The organism is Vibrio aestuarianus, assembly GCF_012395185.1.
GTDB classification, from domain to species: domain Bacteria; phylum Pseudomonadota; class Gammaproteobacteria; order Enterobacterales; family Vibrionaceae; genus Vibrio; species Vibrio aestuarianus.
This window is the reverse complement of record NZ_JAAZTU010000023.1, coordinates 1-17,863: the sequence shown is the minus strand read 5'-3', so window position 1 is coordinate 17,863 and position 17,863 is coordinate 1. Positions and strand designations below refer to the sequence as shown.

Here is a 17,863-nt window from a genome sequence, read left to right as displayed (position 1 = left end):
AATAACGGTTTGAACTAAAACAGTTTCACAGTATAACAACTCTCTCCTAGCTAGGTCATCCTTAATCTCGACGAATATTCCCAACAACAAACAGATTTGTTGATTTGAATGTGTCGAAAGTTCAGTTAAAATCCGTGCTTCAATAAAAATAGATATAAGGTAACCATCATGATCATCCTTCACACGAATTTTGGTGATATTAAAATTCAACTTAATGAAGAAAAAGCACCAGAGACAAGCGCAAACTTTCTACAGTACTGCCGTGACGGTTTTTACGATAACACCCTATTTCACCGTGTTATCGATGGTTTCATGATCCAAGGCGGTGGCATGACTTCAGGCCTTAAAGAGAAAGCAACTCGCGCTTCGATTAAAAATGAAGCGAATAACGGCTTGAGCAACAAAATCGGTACACTAGCAATGGCTCGTACCATGGAACCGCATTCAGCAAGTTCTCAATTTTTTATTAACGTGAACAACAACACCTTCTTGGACTTCCGCTCAGAAAGCTTAGATGGTTGGGGTTACTGTGTATTTGGCGAAGTAATCGAAGGCATGGACATCGTAAATAAAATCAAAGGCGTTAGCACTGGCTCTATGGGTATGCACCAAGATGTACCGCTAGAAGAAGTATTCATCACTAGCACGACCATCGAAGAGTAACGGTAGAAGGAGCGCTTGGCGCTCCTTAATTTTAATTATGCATACACTATTTATTTCTGATTTACACCTTAGCCCTTTTCGCCACGATATTACCGACTGTTTTGTACGTTTTATGCGCGAAGAAGCGATTTATGCCGATGCATTGTACGTGCTTGGTGATCTATTCGAATTTTGGATTGGCGATGATGATGGCTCCCCTTTTGCGGATCAAATAAAAGCCGAATTTAGCCGTCTTACAGGTCGAGGCATCCCTTGTTATTTTACCCAAGGTAATCGCGATTTTTTACTTGGGAAACGTTTTGCAAAAGAAACGGGCATTATCCTTCTCGATGAAGAGCACGTTATCAACCTGTATGGCACAAAAGCCGTGGTATTGCATGGTGACACCCTGTGCACTCAAGACATAAAATACCAACAGTATCGCAAGAAAGTACACCAACCTTGGTTACAGTGGATCTTCAACCGATTACCTTTTTCGCTAAAAATGCGTATTGTTGGCAAAGTTCAATCTGACATTAATAGTGATAAACAGATGAAATCGCTTGATATTATGGATGTTACGCTTTCAGAGGTCGATCATGTTATGCGTAAGCATAATGTAGATTTAATGATCCACGGCCACACCCATCGACCTGACGTTCATCACACAAAACAATTAAATAAAGAAACAACGCGGATTGTGCTTGGCGACTGGTATACTCAAGGCTCAGTCTTAGTCTATGCTGATAATGGCTTCAAACTTGAAACCCGACAGTTTAAATCAGATAGTTAGAAATTAGTCACATCTTGTAGTGTTATCGCTGCAATTAAAAGTTAGGAATTCAGCTATAATCACTACTGTTAAAATCATCAAATAATTAAAAGAGTTTTGCATTGAAATATTCGTATGTTGCCAGGCAGCCTATACTAAATAGTGACCGCGAAACCATAGGTTATGAGTTACTTTTTAGGGATGGACCAAAAAATACATTTCCGGATATTGATCCTGATTTAGCGACCAGCCGTTTACTATCTGACCATTTCTTATCGACTCATTACGAGACCCTCGGTGATCGCCTAGGATTTGTTAATTTTCCTTATCAAAGCCTTATCAATCAAGTCCCGACACTATTTCCAGCAGGTAGCTTGGTTGTCGAAGTGTTAGAAGACTGCCAACCAACCGCAGAGTTACTGGAAGCGATCAAAAAAATTGCCCATTTAGGTTACCAAATTGCGTTGGATGATTTTGTTCCGCGCAAAGAATGGCTACCCTTCTTGCCTTATGTTTCTATTATAAAATTTGATATTCGAATAATACCGATTGAAAAGGCGAAACTTTTTATTAAAAAGTTAGGCGCGACTAAAATTGCGTTCCTAGCTGAAAAGGTAGAAACATACCAAGAATTTGAACAGGCAAAGTCTGCTGGTTTTAAATACTTTCAAGGCTATTTCTTTAGCAAGCCAGAATTACTACAGCGTAAAGCATTAGAGCCCTCGTTTCTGACCGTCGTTCAGCTATTTAAAGAAATAGCGAAACAAGATCTTGATTATTCGGCCATAGAAAGCTTGGTCGCCACTGATGTAACGCTGTCATATAAGCTTTTAACTTTTGTTAATTCATCGGCAATGGTATGCGCAAAAATACATTCATTTAAGCAAGCTTTGGTGTACCTCGGTGAGCAGCGCTTACGCAAGTTTGTTTCTTTAGTCGCGATAGCGTCTACCCAAGAGTCAAAACCTGACTACCTTTATGGTCTGTCTATCCAACGAGCCAGATATTGCGAGCTCGTTGCAGTGAAAGCTAAATTGACCTTAGCGCCCGGTGCAGGCTTTTTAACTGGCATGTTTTCACTACTAGATAGCCTGCTTGATCAATCACTCGAAAGTATAATGGACGAGATGCCGATTGAAGAAGAGGTCAAGTTAGCGCTGACTCAAGGAAAAGGCGTGTTAGGTCAACTTCTTAACCTCACAAAAGCTTATGAACACGCGCAGTGGGATACTGTTACTCAAATTGCACAACAGCTAAAGCTGAGCGACGAAGATATTGCTGCTTGCTATGATGAAGCGGTTAAATGGACAGCAGACTTATTTACAGCCAGCGCATAATCGGGTTGTATGCTCTCAATCGAAGCATATCCTAGACACTTCACCTGTTAATCTCTACACTTCGGCGTTGTGTAAACCCAATTGTAGAGATTGAAATGACAACCTGTTACTGCGGTAATGTCGCCAGTTATGAAAAATGCTGTAAGCCCATTCATGATAACCACAGCTTACCTATTCACCCTGAACAACTGATGCGCGCACGTTACAGCGCTCATGTGCTTGGTTTAGTCGATTTTGTCATCGCAACTTACCACCCTAGCTGCCAAGCAGAGCGCCAGCGCACTGAAATCGAACAATCGATTAATAGCAACTGGTGTGGCTTAGAGGTTGTTGATACGACATCAGGCAACCATGCTGATGAAGGGTTTGTCCATTTTAAAGCTTACTTTGAGCAAGATAACCAACAATTTTGCTTAGAAGAACGTTCTCGTTTTATCAAACATAACGGCCTTTGGTTTTATATCGATGGTCAATTTCCTGAGCAATACCAGCAAAGCAAAATTGGCAGAAATGACCCGTGCCGGTGTGGTAGCGGTAAGAAGTTTAAAAAATGTTGTGCTTAAAAGATAAAACGCCACACTAGAGAGGGTGGCGTTTTAATCATTGAGGTCGATTATTCTTGGTCGATCATCCATTTACGGAACGTTTTGCGTTGTTCGGTATTCGCTTCAAGATATAAATTTTTCAATTTATCTACCACGGTCGCATCTTTTCCTTCAGCTAGCTCAGCAACATTTTCTAATTCACCGTTAGAAAAGCTAATTTTATTATTTTGATTATAAGCTGTTACTAAGAGCGGAACATTTGCATAAGGTAAATAATCACTAACAGGAGGCAACAATTCTTGTTGGGATGATAGCTCAGAACCATTTGAACGAATATCAAAAATAGGCATGTCGTTGTCTATTGCCTTTTCTACATCCTTAAATCTTCGGCTAATTAATGTAAGATCAACATCGTCTGATGTTACTTCAAATAAAAGCACATAAGGCTTTGTGCTCAAATATTCAGATTTTGGTCCATTCGATAATTTACCAGAAAAGGTAACCGCAAGCTGATTACTACCTTCAATTAATGAATATGTTCTAGCATCGATTTTTTCCACTGTTTTACCGTTAATGGTATGTATATCAATGCCATTAGCTACGCTCAAATTTGCAGCTGAAACTAAGCATGGAGTAAGAGTTATCAATAGCATCAGTACTTTCTTCATCTATCCTTTCCCTGTTTTCACATTTAACTATAAACTAAAAAACCAGCGCAATGCGCTGGTTTTATTATATGACGTTTCAATTCTGATTAGAACGTTAGGTATAGACCTAGAGCAGCAAAATCAGCTTCTTGCTTTTTAACAACATCACTGCCAGAAAGTTCAGCACCATTGTATTCAACAAATGCTGTTAAATTGCTCATCACTGCGTATTCGAAACCGATGTACCAGTTATCTAAGTCAGCATCAATGCTAGCACCTGATGTTGTTTTGTCTGCCATGATGGTTTGGTATGCGCCATAAACTTTGTAAGCATCCCAAGAGTAAGACATAGCTAGAGCAGCAGAGTTACCATCGTGATCACCAAGCGATGCAGTACTTTCACCACCCTCAACGTTTACATCACCTTGACCTTTGTAGTCTGTATATGTAGCGGCAACGTAGAAACCTTCTATTTCGTAAGATGCAGAAACACCTACAGATGTAGAATCATACCCTGCAGACTCATCCCCTTGGAAGTATGCAGCACCAATAGTGAAGCCCGCTACTGCGTAATCAGCAGAAATAGACCAATCAGCATCTTTATTTTCATCTTTGTTTGTTTGGTAATCAGCCGCAAGAGCTAGACTATCTAAGACCGTGATATCGTAGCGAATTCCGTGACCAGCTGATTCAGTCGTATCATAAACAACGTCAGTATCAGCACCTTCATTAGTTAACTCAGCTTTCTCTAGGATGCCATAAGCAGCTCCAGTTTCACCAAATGTAAATTTACCAAAGTCGCCTTTAAAGCCGATTCTTGCGTCATCAACTTTTACATTTTCACCGTTATCTGCTTCAACTTCGAATGAACCAAAAGCTGTTACTGAATCAGAAAGTTTATGATCGATATCAAACTGTGCATTAGCCCACGCTGTAACTTGAGCATCATTATCAGTAACTTTAGTGCCACCTGATTTAGTCGTTAGCTGTTTAAGCACTGTATCAACTTCACCAGAGATGTTTACTGAAGTTACATCGTTGTCGTAAAGGTTACCAGCTTGAGCTGAACCAGCTGCAGCCATAACTGCTAATGCTAATAGAGTCTTTTTCATAATAATCCACTGCCTTTTCTTAGTATGGGAATTCCTTGTCCGGTTCCCTTATGTTGTTTTTGATGGCAACTTCTAAATTTCAATTTAGTTCATCACCGCCATTAAATCTCGAGAGCTAGATTGCAAAAGATTATCCTGCATGTCAAATATCCTAAAAAATAAACCTAATTTTTTGTAAATTACAATAAAAACAATGAATTACACTTAATTTTCATAAAAACGCGAGTGACTTACAAGCCTAAATATCACAAAATATAAATGATAATAAAAATTTAACATAAGAGTTATTGACTAGTAAATCAGTGTGATTTCCATATATTTAGAATAAAAAACCACAGAATGGACCAAGGCGTAGTTTTATATGTTTCACAACCTAAATTAAATATAAGTTCCTGAAGGTTCAGTTTTTTTTTGTGAAGGAGATCTAGATTTAATTGAAAAGCATACGATTTCGTGAACTGCGTATACTTTAGCAAAGTGTGCTACCATCGGATTTCCGCAATTTAGGTCCAACTATGCTTACTACCAAAATCCAACAATCCATTCGCACCAGTTATCAAAACCTGCAATTTCAATTGGAAAATTTCATTCCTCGCCGTGGCCAAAACTTCCTCGTCGCAGAAATTACCAAAACGCTTTGTGGTTCATATCACAAATCAAATCGAATTTTGGTCGCAGAGGCTGGCACTGGTATTGGCAAATCACTCTCTTATTTAATGGCGGCTATCCCTGTTGCGGTGTTAAACAATAGAAAAGTTGTGATCTCAACGGCAACTGTTGCACTACAAGAACAGTTGGTTAGTAAAGACTTACCTCTATTTCGCCGTATTACTGACCGCGAATTTTCTTTTATTTTGGCAAAAGGTCGACAACGGTACTGCTGCGCTGAAAAACTGGCAGCAGCATGTGGCGAAAATGAAAGCCAAATTGCGCTTTTCGAAACCAAACCGCAGAAAAAAGATATCGACCTTTTAGCCACTTTGTACGATAGATTGACCAAAGGTAAATGGGATGGCGATAGAGATTCATGGCCAAAGGCGATAAAAGATGAACTGTGGCGTTTAATTGTTAGCGATAAGCATAGTTGTAATGGTAGTTTCCCAGGTCACAGGGATTGCCCTTTTCAAAAAGCCCGCTCAGAGCTCGACAAAGCTGATGTCATCATCGCAAACCACAGTTTAGTGATGGCTGATGCTGATCTAGGAGGTGGCGTTATTCTGCCCGAGCCTGAAAATACTATTTATATTTTTGATGAAGCGCATCACCTACCTCACGTGGCCCGTGACCATGCATCGGCATCGGCCAGTTTAAAAGGGGCGGCAAGTTGGTTGGAAAAGCTCAACCAGTCGGTCACCAAGTTTGCTAATTTAGCAGAAGAAAGACGAGTAGCTCGTTTTAGAAACGAGCTACAAGAATCCATTCAGCAGTTGATCCCAAGCTTAAACCAACTGGCGAAACAGTTTGTTCCTGAACAATTTGTAGAAAAACGCTATCGATTCGAGCACGGTGAACTTCCACAATGGCTTGAAACCGAATCAAAAGATCTAAAAAAGCTCTCACAAAAAGCGAATCAGTCACTAGCAAAAATAGCGGACCTTATTGGAGAGCGCGTAAAGGAAGGCGAACTGGCCGCCAGAATTGCCGAGCCAGCATTGACCGAACTCGGTTTTTATAGTCAAAGATTAGATAACTTGGCACAAGTTTGGGCATTAATGGCTGAACCTCAACGAGAAAAAGGAGCCCCCTTAGCTCGCTGGCTAGAACTACACCCAGAACGGGACGGTGACTTTGTTGTTAGTGTTTCGCCCCTTGAAATAGGTTGGCAACTGGATAAACAAATTTGGAGCCGTTGCATAGGCGCTATTTTAGTCTCAGCGACGATGCGAGCACTCAATTCATTTAGCTACTTCTGCATACAAGCGGGGATCAGCGAAAAAGCTGAAGACGGCACACGCTTTTTGGCCTTAGCTTCTCCTTTTGACTACCAAGGTCAAGCTGAGTTGTTGATCCCTACTATGCGTGTCGAACCTCAAGCCAAAGAATTTACTGATTATCTTGTCGAACGTTTACCGGAATTTATTACCGATGGTAAAGCTAACTTGGTATTGTTTGCCTCTTATTGGCAAATGCGTGAAGTAGCAGAAAAACTGGCAGCCGATTTTGTAAAAAAAGGTTGGGCCTTACAAATACAAGGCGATTCATCGCGCTCAGAAATTCTAAATAAACATAAAATGCTAGTGCAGTGCGCAAAAACAAGTGTGTTATTTGGAACGAGTAGCTTTTCGGAAGGTTTGGACTTACCGGGAGAGCTGTTAGAAAACTTGGTGATCACTAAAATACCTTTTGCGGTTCCGACTTCCCCCGTCGAGCAAGCGCATGCAGAATATATTGAAAAACGGGGAGGAAACTCTTTTATGCAAATTACCGTGCCAGAGGCTAGCAAAAAGCTGATTCAAGCAGTGGGTAGATTGCTGCGTAAAGAAAGAGATTCTGGTAGAGTCGTCATCCTTGACCGACGCATTGTGTCCAAACGCTATGGCAAGTCACTACTCGACTCTTTGCCACCCTTTAAACGAAATATCGAATATTAATTAAGGCTTCAAGGTTGCGCCTTTTCATCCAATAACTTAGGGCCTATTTTATTCATGGAACTTGTTGAACCAACCATGTTGGTTGTATTAGCACTCGTCGCCTTTGTGGCGGGGTTTATTGATGCTGTCGCAGGCGGGGGCGGCATGCTAACCGTACCTGCATTGCTGTCTATTGGTCTACCACCACACATTGCATTGGGTACTAATAAGCTAGCTGCTACCTTTGCTTCATCGACCGCAGCTTTCACCTACTACCGCAAAAAACTATTCCAACCTCGCTGCTGGCTACGAGCCTTTGTGGCGACATTTATTGGCGCGGTTATTGGCACCTTTGCGGTTGATGCCATTAGTACTGATTGGCTACAAAAAGTGCTACCACTGATTATCTTGGCGGCAGCGGTTTATACGATTTGGCATAAAACGCCAGATGCGAAGCAAAATGTCAGCCCGCAACCTTGCCCGACTTTACATAAGAAACAATATATTCAAGGCTTAACACTAGGGTTTTATGACGGCCTTGCCGGCCCCGGGACGGGGGCATTCTGGACCGTTAGTTCAATGGCTTTGTATCGACTGAATATATTACTTGCTTCTGGGTTGGCAAAGGCGATGAATTTCACCAGTAACCTTACCTCATTGGTGACTTTTGCTATATTGGGCCATATCGATTGGGTTTTAGGCCTAACCATGGGGGTTTGCTTAATGGCTGGAGCATTTGTTGGCGCACATTCCGCCATTCGCTTTGGGGCTAAATTTATTCGCCCTGTATTTGTTAGCGTGGTCAGTGTTCTCGCGCTTAAACTCGCCTATGACGCATGGTTTGTCACCTTATGAATCATTTTTCAAAGCTTAAGACCTTAATCGATGAGCTTAAACAGCAGGCTGCGCAAGTTGACCGTTCTCGCGGTGAACATCACCACGTTTTATTCGATGAGCGACTGTTTCGTTGCAAAGCTCATTTATTAGTACCTTGTGTGCTGGAAACACAGTCGACTTATGATTCCATCATGCGCGAGCAAGAAACGAATCGTTTAACAAGCCAACGCGCCGAATACCTGACCGAACGTTTACTGGCCCAAATTTCAGCGATACAAAGAGAAATCTCTACCCTATCAATTAGAAAAAGCGAACCCAAACATAGTAGCTACTACCGAAAACCAATTAATGCCTTATATCAAGAGCTTGCACAGCACCAAGAGTGGGAGCGACGTTTGATGGATATGGTCAGAGATAAAGAACTTAGTTTGCGACAAACCTCTGCCTTTAATCAGCAACAAGCACAACAGGCATTGATAACCGCCGAGCAACGACTTAAACGCTGCCAAGAAGCAAAAGCAAAAATTGAAAAACAAATCACCTTCAGAGAGAAAAACCAATAACATGGACTCAGCTTTAGACACCGCACCCGCAGAGGTTAAGCTCGCCGTTGACCTCATTTATTTGCTTGAAAGCAATGAAATCGCGCCAGAGATAGCACTAGCTGCCATGCAAATCGTACAACAAGATTTATTGCGTAAGATTGAAGCAAATAAAAATTGAGGAGCGAGAACTCGCTCCTTTTAGCTTAATGTGCTTAACGCTAAACTTTGAATTGCCCAACCAATTGCTGCTGCTTAGCAGAAAGCGCACTGATCTGAGAGCCGACCGATTCTGACTCACCGGCTCTTTCGAGTATTTGCGCACTTAAATCACGAATATTCGATAAGTTTTGGTTAACCTCACCTGACACCGCTTGCTGCTCTTCAGCCGCTTTCACTATCTGGCTGTTCATGTCATTAATGGCAGAGATTGACTCAAAAACTGTACTTAACTCGGCAACCGCTTTCTGCACTTGATCAGCCGTACCATTTGCCAATTCATTACCTTGCTGGATAACCTCGACGACCCCTTTCGTGCCTTGCTGCACCTTTTCGATAACTTGGCGGATCTCTCCGACCGAATCTTGAGTACGTTGCGCTAAGTTACGTACTTCATCAGCAACCACTGCAAAACCTCGTCCCTGATCTCCAGCGCGAGCCGCTTCAATTGCCGCGTTTAAAGCGAGCAAGTTGGTTTGCTCTGAAATACCTTCAATGACCGTTAAAATTTCGGTGATATTGGCATTGTTGCGTGCGAGTTCTTCTACGACCGGAACCGCATCGCTCATCCGTACCACAAGCTTATGCATTTCAGCTTCAGAGGCGCGAATCACCTCCTGACCAACCAATGCTGAATTATTGGCTTGAGAAGCCGCATTAACCGCAGCTTCAGCATTTTGCACCACAAGACTGGCCGTTTGCGTCATCTCTTCAGAGGCGGTAGCGACTAAATCCATCTCTTTAAACTGAGACTCGCTACTACTGCGTGTTTGTACAGCTGCGTTGCGTGCTTGATCTGTCGTTTGAGCCACTTGATTAGCCGTTTCGATCACTTGTTGAATGATCGACTGCAATTTATCTAAGAATTGATTAAACCCATTTGCCAGTTGGCCAATTTCATCTTGTGACGTCACCACAAGACGTTGAGTTAAATCCCCTTCTCCTGAACCAATATCTTGTAAACGTAATGCTACTTCTCTAATTGGTTGTACGATTTTAGCGGCACTTAACGCAATAACACCTAAACCAAGTAACACTAAAATAGTACCCACCAGCAGTTCAGTTTGGACGCCCCTCTCTACTTGCTGAGTAATGATTTGATCGAGTTGACTCGCATCTGCCAATACACTCGCTTTAGGCATTTCAAATATCACTCCCCACGTTTGGTTAGCAACATTAATTGGAGCAAAAACAGTTAGCCATTGACCATCGTCACTCCATTTCGCTTGTACCTTTTGGCTAGCGCGAAACTCTTGCATTTCCCGAGCCGTCAAAACAGCGCTAGATAATGGTTTACCTAATGTGAGCGATGAATCGTCGCTCGCGATCAACAAGCCTTCTGCACTGGTAATGAATACTTTGCCGCTACCTTCGAAAAGGCTGCGATCAGAACCTAAAGCAATATCAACTAATGGAGTGAGTGTTAGGTCAATACCAAAAAACCCTATCGGCAAGCCGTCGATCAAAATAGGCACAGATATTGAAGAAGAGAGAAAGGAACCATCGTCATTTTGAATCATTCTTGGCGAGGAAATGCAGGTTTCGGCATTAGATAATGGACAAGCAAATCGTTCGCTCTCTTTCACATCTTTTAACGCTTGTTCACTTAATACATTGGCAACAACATTTTCACCATTAGCTGCCGTTAGCCAATAGGCTGCAAACCGACCAATTTCATTTGAACCTACATAGGCAGCATTTTCATAGTTTGCATCTTCCCCGTCGAGCATATCGGGCTTAAATACAAGGTAAGCTCCTTGAATACTTGAAAAACCCACAACTGACTTGCGCACCATTTCATCAAGTGCCGTACGTAGCACTTCACTTTCACCAAAGTTCTCTTCGGTATTGGTTTTAAAAAACAGGGCATTCGCTGCCAGCATTTCTGCTCTAAACATCGCCTCATTTAGGTATTCCGACACTTCGGTTGCATTGAGTAATGCTCGTGTTTGCAACAGTTGTTGTGACTTAATGGTTACTGAGTCGGAACTTTGCTGCTTAATAATATGCTGGTTATTAACGGCGTTATAAACCGAGAAACCAATGAGTGATAGTGAAGTGATCAACAAGCAAAAGCCTGCCAAAAGTGTAATTTTCCACTGAACCGATAGTGTTCGCATACAACATCCCTATGTTTGCGTCAGCTTAATTTTTTAAAGAATGAATGATTCAACTAAATTAGACCATATTCACCCAAGAGATCAATCGTAAGTTTATAAAAATGTTAACAGAAAACTCAGGAGCCGCTTACCTGTTTACCATATGCACTGTTTACTAGGTTTTCATCTTGTCCTCACGTTTCTAAATGGTAACATCTTCTTTAACAGACCAACGAAAGGATCAGCAATGAAAGTCATTAGTTTTAACATCAATGGGTTGAGAGCACGCTTGCATCAGCTACAAGCTATCATCGATAAACATCAACCTGATGTTATTGGTCTCCAAGAGATCAAAGTTCATGATGAAGCCTTTCCAATTGAAGATGTCGAAGCGATGGGCTACCACGTTTATTTTCATGGTCAGAAGGCGCACTATGGTGTTGCTATGCTATGCAAAAAGCAGCCAATTTCTGTTCAAAAAGGTTTTCCTACCGATAATGAAGACCATCAAAAACGAATGATCATCGCGACATTTGAAGATAATTCAGGTGAAAAAGTAACGATATTAAACGGCTATTTCCCACAAGGCGACAATATTGCCCATGAAACTAAATACCCATACAAGCGCCAGTTTTACCAAGACTTAATGGGTTATTTGACGGAATATCACTCTCCAAGTGAGCAAATCATTGTGATGGGCGATATTAATATCAGCCCTATTGATTTAGACATAGGTATTGGTGAACCAAACCGTAAGCGTTGGTTGAAAACTGGCAAATGTTCTTTTCAACCGGAAGAGCGCGAATGGTTAAAAACACTTAAAGACTGGGGGTTGATTGATACCTTCCGTCAATTGCACCCAGAAACTAACGACCAATTCTCATGGTTTGATTACCGTTCTCGAGGTTTTGATGATAATAGAGGTCTGCGTATCGATGTGATTCTTGCCACCTCGAGCTTAGCAGCCAAATGCCAAGAGTCCGGCATTGATTACGAGCTAAGGGGCATTGAAAAACCGTCTGACCACGCCCCTATCTGGTCTACTTTTTCCTAAATCATCATCAGAAGAGCGCTCGAAGCGCTCTTTTTCATTCATTAAACCTTAATTAACTGAGCGGTCTTAAATATGCCAAAAAGCGTTTTTCTGCCTGCTTGAAACAAAACAAAATAATAAACGTGAGGCCCATATAAAACAGCCCCGCCGTAAGAAATGATTCAAAAGGCGCGTAGTAGCGCGAATTGACTAAACGTGCAGCACCGGTCAAATCCATGATGGTCACAATACCTGCGACCGCAGAACCATGTAGCATGAATACCACTTCATTACTGTAGGCGGGTAAAGCACGGCGCAGTGCACTAGGTAAAATGATTCGACGGTACGTTTTCCAGGTGCTCATGCCATATGCTTTTGCCGCTTCCACTTCACCTTTAGGTAAACCGTTAATCGCACCGCGGATAATTTCTGCGGTATAAGCTGATGTATTTAATATAAATGCCACCAGTGCACAGAACCATGCATTTTCCCACAGGGTATCCTTCACTGGGAAGAACTGATCCATGCCGTAATAGATGAGATAAAGCTGAACCAATAAAGGTGTTCCACGGAAAAAGTAGGTATAAGCCCAAGCAGGCATACTAATAAAGTAATTATGGCTGTTTCTAGCCACGGCTAATGGTATGGCCACACTCAAACCAATAATCAATGACAATGCTACCAGCCAAACCGTTGTCCACAACCCACTAAAATAGATAGGCAGACTTTGAGTAATAAGGGAAAAGTCCATATTTACCTCGTGTGAATGCTGAACTTGCGTTCAACCAGTTTGAGTAGGCCGGTTGATACACTGGTAAAGAAAAGGAATATCACTGAGACGGCCATATAAAAAGTGAACGGCATTTTCGTCGAACCAGCGGCTAATGAACTGACCCGGACCATATCTTCCAATCCAATAATGGAAACAAGCGCCGTCGTTTTCAGCAGAACTAACCAGTTGTTACCAAACCCTGGCAAGGCGTGGCGGACCATTTGAGGTAGCAAAATGCGTCTAAATGCCAAAATAGAACTCATACCATACGCTTTAGCTGCTTCTAATTCGCCTTTATCAACCGCCATAATTGCACCGCGGAAGGTTTCAGCCATATAGGCACCGAAAATAAAACCGATTGTCAGTATCCCTGCGACGAACGGGCTGACATCAATGTAGTCTGGTAGGTAAGAAGTCCATTCATGGCTTGGATCGCTTGCCATAAACCAATTGTTTAACCACTCGTTAATTGAATAAAGACTATTATTCAACAGAATTTGACCACCAAAGAAAATAAGCATCATCAATACGAGGTCGGGGATACCACGAATAATCGTCGTATACAGAGTCGCGATCGCCCTTGCCCAACGATATGGTGCAAGCTTTGCCAACGCTCCGAGCATGCCAAGTATCACTGCCAATATCAAAGATAGAACGGCCACTTCTATGGTTAATACCGCCCCTTTAAATATCGAGGCTTCATATCCTTGTAAATCCAACATAATTCGTTCCTAGTCCCTGAGGAATCTAGCTGCTGGGTACTTCTGGAACTAGGCGCCAGCAGCTAGGAATTGGTGAAGAAAAAGCTATCGCTTATTCACCATAAACATCATAGTTAAAGTATTTAGCTGCAATTGTGCTGTAAACGCCTTTGTCACGTAAAGATTGGATTGCCGCATCAAGTTTTTTGGTCAATTCTTTGTCTTGTTTACGAACCGCAATACCCATTCCATCACCAAACCACTTAGCGTCAGTGAGTGATGGGCCAACAAATTCATACGCCTCGCCACCCGCTTTATTGATCACGCCTTCTTCTAATGCAGAAGCATCACCCAATACAGCTGCAATACGGCCGTTAGCTAGGTCAAGGTAGGCTTCATCAAATGAACCATAACGAACAATTTCAACCGCATCGCCGTAGTTATCTGTTAGATATTTATCGTGTGTAGTTGCACGTTGCACACCAATTTTAACGCCTTTTAAACCTTCTTTAGAAAAGTCGAGGTTTGCACCTTTCTTCGCAATAAACTTGTTAGGGATTTGCGCGTATTTACCAGTAAAATCGACCTTTTTCTTACGCTCTTCAGTAATGGACATTGCCGCAATGATAGCATCGTATTTACGAGCAAGTAGTGACGGAATAATCCCATCCCAATCTTGTGGCACAATCTTACATTCGACTTGCATCTCTTGACATAAAGCATTGGCCATATCTACATCAAACCCTTTCAAAGAGCCGTCTGCTTCAGTCCAACTAAATGGAGGATAAGCACCCTCGATACCAAAGCGAACCGTTTTCCATTCTTTCGCTTGAGCCATACCCGTCATTGCGCTAGCAGCAACAGCTGCAACTAATAACCACTTTTTCATTTCCATACTCCTGTGATTGAAATATTACTTTTTTGATAATGTTGTGTTGCTTTAATTAATTGTGGCGGTAAAAGTAACAGCCACAAAAGTGACCATACCAACTAATAGATTGAAGAAATAAATTGCTTGAGTCTTTCAGACTCAGGAGCCGTGAACAATTTTGCCGGGTTACCCTGTTCTTCAACTCGTCCTTGGTGTAGGAACATCACATGGTTGGAGACATCACGTGCGAAAGCCATTTCATGCGTAACAACCAACATAGTACGGCCTTCTTCTGCCAAGTCTCTCATAACCCCTAATACCTCACCGACCAGTTCAGGATCTAAGGCTGATGTTGGTTCGTCAAACAGCATAACTTCTGGCTCAACAGCAAGTGCTCTTGCAATTGCCGCACGTTGCTGCTGACCACCTGATAAGTGTCCTGGATAATAGTCTTTGCGCTCATACAAGCCTACTTTTTTGAGTAGTAACTCTGCATTTTCTAAAGCTTGAGCTTTAGGCACACCAAGGACATGGACAGGTGCTTCAATGACATTTTCTAAAACTGTCATATGAGACCAAAGGTTGAATCCTTGAAAAACCATCGCTAAGCGAGAACGAATTCGCTGTACTTGCTTTTCATTAGCTGGAGAAGATTCTCCTTGACGATTTTTCTTCATCTGAATGAGTTCACCATCCACCCAAATTTCTCCAGACGTTGGTGTCTCGAGTAAGTTGATGCATCGGAGAAAGGTACTCTTACCGGAACCTGAAGAACCAATTATCGAAATAACATCGCCTTTATGCGCTTCTAGTGATATGCCTTTAAGTACTTCGTTTTGCCCAAAAGTTTTGTGCAGTTCTTTAATATTCAGCGCGGGTACATCATTCATGCGCTTAACTCCCTGTATTTTCCACTGCTAGAGTATTCCAACTCTTGTTTTCGATACAAACTAGCATTCACACCAGAAACATGCAACAAATTATTAACCTGCAAATAAGGGATATTTAGTTATATTATGTGACTATATATTCACATTTTAGCCAATACTTCTTTATATGACGCATATAAATGGCACAACAAAGAGTTAACGGGCAATGTATTTTATTAACAAAGCTGTAAAGAAAAGCATTCTCTCTATTTATAAATCATACATATAGACACATAAAATTTTGTGACAAAATGCCATGACTATTAATTTATACAACATCACAATCTGAAAAAATCTTTCATGGTTTTTTGTGCTAAGCGCCCGATTTTATTGGGTTGACGTAGTTTTCTTTCACAATTATTCGTAAAGTGATCAAGATCAATCACGCTGTAGATTAAGCACGTTAAACTCGCCAACAAAGATAAGGCCATAAAAATGACCAAATTTTCTTTTTTAGTTGATACTGTTCAAGCACGTACAAAATGTGCAGCATATTCAATTAAAGCGTTACCGCAACGTGCGGATTACTAGCGATTCATTACGAATTACTAACTTTTTAAAATATGAGGAATCTATGTCAGACGCAGTGAAAAATACTCACTCTGATTCGGATATCGAGAGCAAAAGCTATCGTGAGCTACACCGACCAGCATCTGAGTTTGCAAGCCGTTCAGATTATTTAGATCATGAACTGCAAATCATGAAACCACGCCGCTTTGGTCTAAACCTTCCTGGTCGTGATTTCCGTTTTGAACTCGAAGATCTTGTTCCTGCGCTTGCAGGTACCATCGGCATTATCGCGATGTACTCAGCAGTAATGATGTCTTGGGCTCAAGGCCTAACCGAGGCATGGGACCACGTAAACCTTGGCAAAGAGTTTGCTATTGAAGTCGCTCGTGTGGAAATGCTTATTCCAGCACTCCTTTTCTGTATCATTTCTTCTGGTTTCTTAAATCCACGCGCAAACCTTGCCGGTAACCACGGTCCAATGATCCCACTCATCGGTACGATTGCATTGGCGGGTGCTCACCCACTTGCTCTAGCGATTTTGATCGGTGTTTTCGGCTTGATTCTGAGCTTTCTGAAAGGGGGTTCAAAACTAGTCAACCTTACCTCGGAAGGTACAGCGGGTGGCTTGCTGATATTCCTTGGTTTAACTGGTACCATGAGCCAAATTAGCTCTATCCAAGATTGGGCTACAGGTCTGCAATCTGCGGATGTCGCAGCTGGCAGCATGGGTTACGTTGGTCTTATCGTTCTCGGTATAACCGTTGGTATTTACGCATACCTAGCAAAAGTTAACAAACGTTGGTTAGCAATTCCTGTTTGTGCGTTCACTGGTCTGGCTATCGCTTTAGTACTTGGCGCAGGCTTCGATATCAAATTTGAAACTCAAATGGGCCTACCAAATCTAAATCCTGTGTACTGGTGGGGTTCAACTTCTGAAGGTTGGATGCTAGGTTTGCCAAACCTTGAGCACTTCATTGCTTCTCTTCCTTTTGCGATTTTAGCCGTAGCAATGTGGTCACCAGATTTCTTAGGTCACCGTATTTTCCAAGAACTTAACTACCCGAAAAAGACTGAAAAAGTATTAATGGACGTTGATGACACAATGACTATGTGTTCTGTACGTCAAATGGTTGGTACTGCGGTTGGTGGTGGTAACATCACTTCTTCTTGGGGTACTTACATGATCCCTGCTGCGATTGCTAAACGTCCTATCCCAGCGGGAGCAATTTTGCTCGGTTCATTATGTATCATTGTTGCGGTACTTGGCTTCCCTATGGATGTTGCGGTATGGCCACCAGTAATGCGTGTTGCACTTTTAGTGGGTGTATCTCTACCGCTTCTAGAAGCCGGTATGCAAATGGTTCGTGACACAAAAGATTCACAGGCGGCTGGTATCTGTATCTTTGCTTCTATTGTTACCAACCCTGTGCTGGCTTGGGCATTAACAATGTTCCTAGATAACAACGGCCTTATCGGTGATAAAGAGCGTGCATCTCGACTATCGTTTGCCGATAAAATTATCATCCCTGTCGGGGTGTTTATCATCTGCTTGGTTGCTATGCTTGCTGTCGGTATGTTAGAAAGTCAATATGGTCTGAAAGCTTGGCTATAATGAACTAATACAGATTTGGGTCGGTCTCTTATCCACATCTCCGAGCCAACGAGACTAAGGCGAACCTCGTATGCTGACTTTTGCTCTCAAAAAAACACATTCTGAACTGCTCA

Annotated in this window: 17 protein-coding genes; 10 read left to right on the top strand and 7 right to left on the bottom strand. The window is 42.0% G+C overall.

The window, feature by feature from the left end:
• Nucleotides 1-168: 168 nt before the first annotated feature.
• From HGG78_RS11990 to HGG78_RS11975, 4 genes are all read left to right on the top strand, one after another.
• Nucleotides 169-663 (top strand): peptidylprolyl isomerase, encoded by a 495-nt coding sequence (locus HGG78_RS11990; RefSeq protein ID WP_053310062.1) that lies wholly within the window; start codon nt 169-171, stop codon nt 661-663.
• Nucleotides 664-700: 37 nt separating this feature from the next.
• A complete protein-coding gene (lpxH, locus tag HGG78_RS11985; protein WP_053310063.1) occupies nt 701-1,435 on the top strand; it encodes a UDP-2,3-diacylglucosamine diphosphatase in 735 nt (244 codons plus the stop codon).
• Between the two features lie 101 nt (nt 1,436-1,536).
• On the top strand, nt 1,537-2,751 hold the full coding sequence (locus HGG78_RS11980; protein WP_053310064.1) for an EAL and HDOD domain-containing protein: 1,215 nt from the start codon (nt 1,537-1,539) through the stop codon (nt 2,749-2,751).
• Between the two features lie 95 nt (nt 2,752-2,846).
• Nucleotides 2,847-3,314: a YchJ family metal-binding protein gene (locus HGG78_RS11975; RefSeq protein ID WP_172533006.1), complete on the top strand. Its 468-nt coding sequence runs from the start codon at nt 2,847-2,849 to the stop codon at nt 3,312-3,314.
• A 50-nt stretch (nt 3,315-3,364) separates the two neighbouring features.
• Here the strand turns inward: HGG78_RS11975 and HGG78_RS11970 are convergent, their stop codons facing one another.
• Entirely contained in the window at nt 3,365-3,964 is a 600-nt protein-coding gene (locus HGG78_RS11970; RefSeq protein WP_172533005.1) for a DUF2057 family protein, read from the bottom strand.
• Between the two features lie 86 nt (nt 3,965-4,050).
• The gene (locus HGG78_RS11965) at nt 4,051-5,055 is read right to left on the bottom strand and encodes a porin (RefSeq protein ID WP_172533004.1); all 1,005 of its coding nucleotides are present in this window, start codon (nt 5,053-5,055) and stop codon (nt 4,051-4,053) included.
• Nucleotides 5,056-5,570: 515 nt separating this feature from the next.
• On the opposite strand from HGG78_RS11965, the gene dinG reads away from it, so the two are divergent.
• From dinG to rsmS, 4 genes are read left to right on the top strand one after another with little or no spacing between them, the layout of a single operon-like run.
• The gene (dinG, locus tag HGG78_RS11960; RefSeq protein ID WP_216835562.1) at nt 5,571-7,646 is read left to right on the top strand and encodes an ATP-dependent DNA helicase DinG; all 2,076 of its coding nucleotides are present in this window, start codon (nt 5,571-5,573) and stop codon (nt 7,644-7,646) included.
• Between the two features lie 54 nt (nt 7,647-7,700).
• Nucleotides 7,701-8,480, top strand: a complete 780-nt coding sequence (locus HGG78_RS11955; protein ID WP_053310068.1) for a sulfite exporter TauE/SafE family protein — start codon at nt 7,701-7,703, stop codon at nt 8,478-8,480.
• The gene (locus HGG78_RS11950) at nt 8,477-9,025 is read left to right on the top strand and encodes a primosomal replication protein (RefSeq protein WP_053310069.1); all 549 of its coding nucleotides are present in this window, start codon (nt 8,477-8,479) and stop codon (nt 9,023-9,025) included. The genes HGG78_RS11955 and HGG78_RS11950 overlap by 4 nt, the downstream gene beginning before the upstream one ends.
• Before the next feature lies 1 nt (nt 9,026).
• Nucleotides 9,027-9,185 (top strand): pleiotropic regulatory protein RsmS, encoded by a 159-nt coding sequence (gene rsmS / locus HGG78_RS11945; RefSeq protein ID WP_053310070.1) that lies wholly within the window; start codon nt 9,027-9,029, stop codon nt 9,183-9,185.
• Nucleotides 9,186-9,225: 40 nt separating this feature from the next.
• Here rsmS and HGG78_RS11940 read toward each other — a convergent pair whose 3' ends face one another.
• On the bottom strand, nt 9,226-11,343 hold the full coding sequence (locus HGG78_RS11940) for a methyl-accepting chemotaxis protein (protein ID WP_172533002.1): 2,118 nt from the start codon (nt 11,341-11,343) through the stop codon (nt 9,226-9,228).
• A gap of 226 nt (nt 11,344-11,569) precedes the next feature.
• Between HGG78_RS11940 and xthA the strand changes: the two genes are divergently transcribed.
• Complete coding sequence (gene xthA / locus HGG78_RS11935) at nt 11,570-12,376, top strand: exodeoxyribonuclease III (protein ID WP_053310072.1); 807 nt, start codon at nt 11,570-11,572, stop codon at nt 12,374-12,376.
• Between the two features lie 52 nt (nt 12,377-12,428).
• Here the strand turns inward: xthA and HGG78_RS11930 are convergent, their stop codons facing one another.
• From HGG78_RS11930 to HGG78_RS11915, 4 genes are all read right to left on the bottom strand, one after another.
• On the bottom strand, nt 12,429-13,106 hold the full coding sequence (locus tag HGG78_RS11930; protein WP_053310073.1) for an ABC transporter permease: 678 nt from the start codon (nt 13,104-13,106) through the stop codon (nt 12,429-12,431).
• A gap of 2 nt (nt 13,107-13,108) precedes the next feature.
• Nucleotides 13,109-13,849 carry an ABC transporter permease gene (locus HGG78_RS11925; RefSeq protein ID WP_053310074.1) on the bottom strand — a complete coding sequence of 247 codons (741 nt, stop codon included), beginning with the start codon at nt 13,847-13,849 and terminating at the stop codon, nt 13,109-13,111.
• Between the two features lie 91 nt (nt 13,850-13,940).
• On the bottom strand, nt 13,941-14,717 hold the full coding sequence (locus HGG78_RS11920) for an ABC transporter substrate-binding protein (RefSeq protein WP_168522643.1): 777 nt from the start codon (nt 14,715-14,717) through the stop codon (nt 13,941-13,943).
• A 101-nt stretch (nt 14,718-14,818) separates the two neighbouring features.
• On the bottom strand, nt 14,819-15,589 hold the full coding sequence (locus HGG78_RS11915; RefSeq protein ID WP_053310076.1) for an ABC transporter ATP-binding protein: 771 nt from the start codon (nt 15,587-15,589) through the stop codon (nt 14,819-14,821).
• Between the two features lie 613 nt (nt 15,590-16,202).
• Here HGG78_RS11915 and HGG78_RS11910 point away from each other — a divergent pair.
• Nucleotides 16,203-17,750, top strand: a complete 1,548-nt coding sequence (locus HGG78_RS11910) for a DUF3360 family protein (protein ID WP_053310077.1) — start codon at nt 16,203-16,205, stop codon at nt 17,748-17,750.
• Nucleotides 17,751-17,863: the final 113 nt, after the last annotated feature.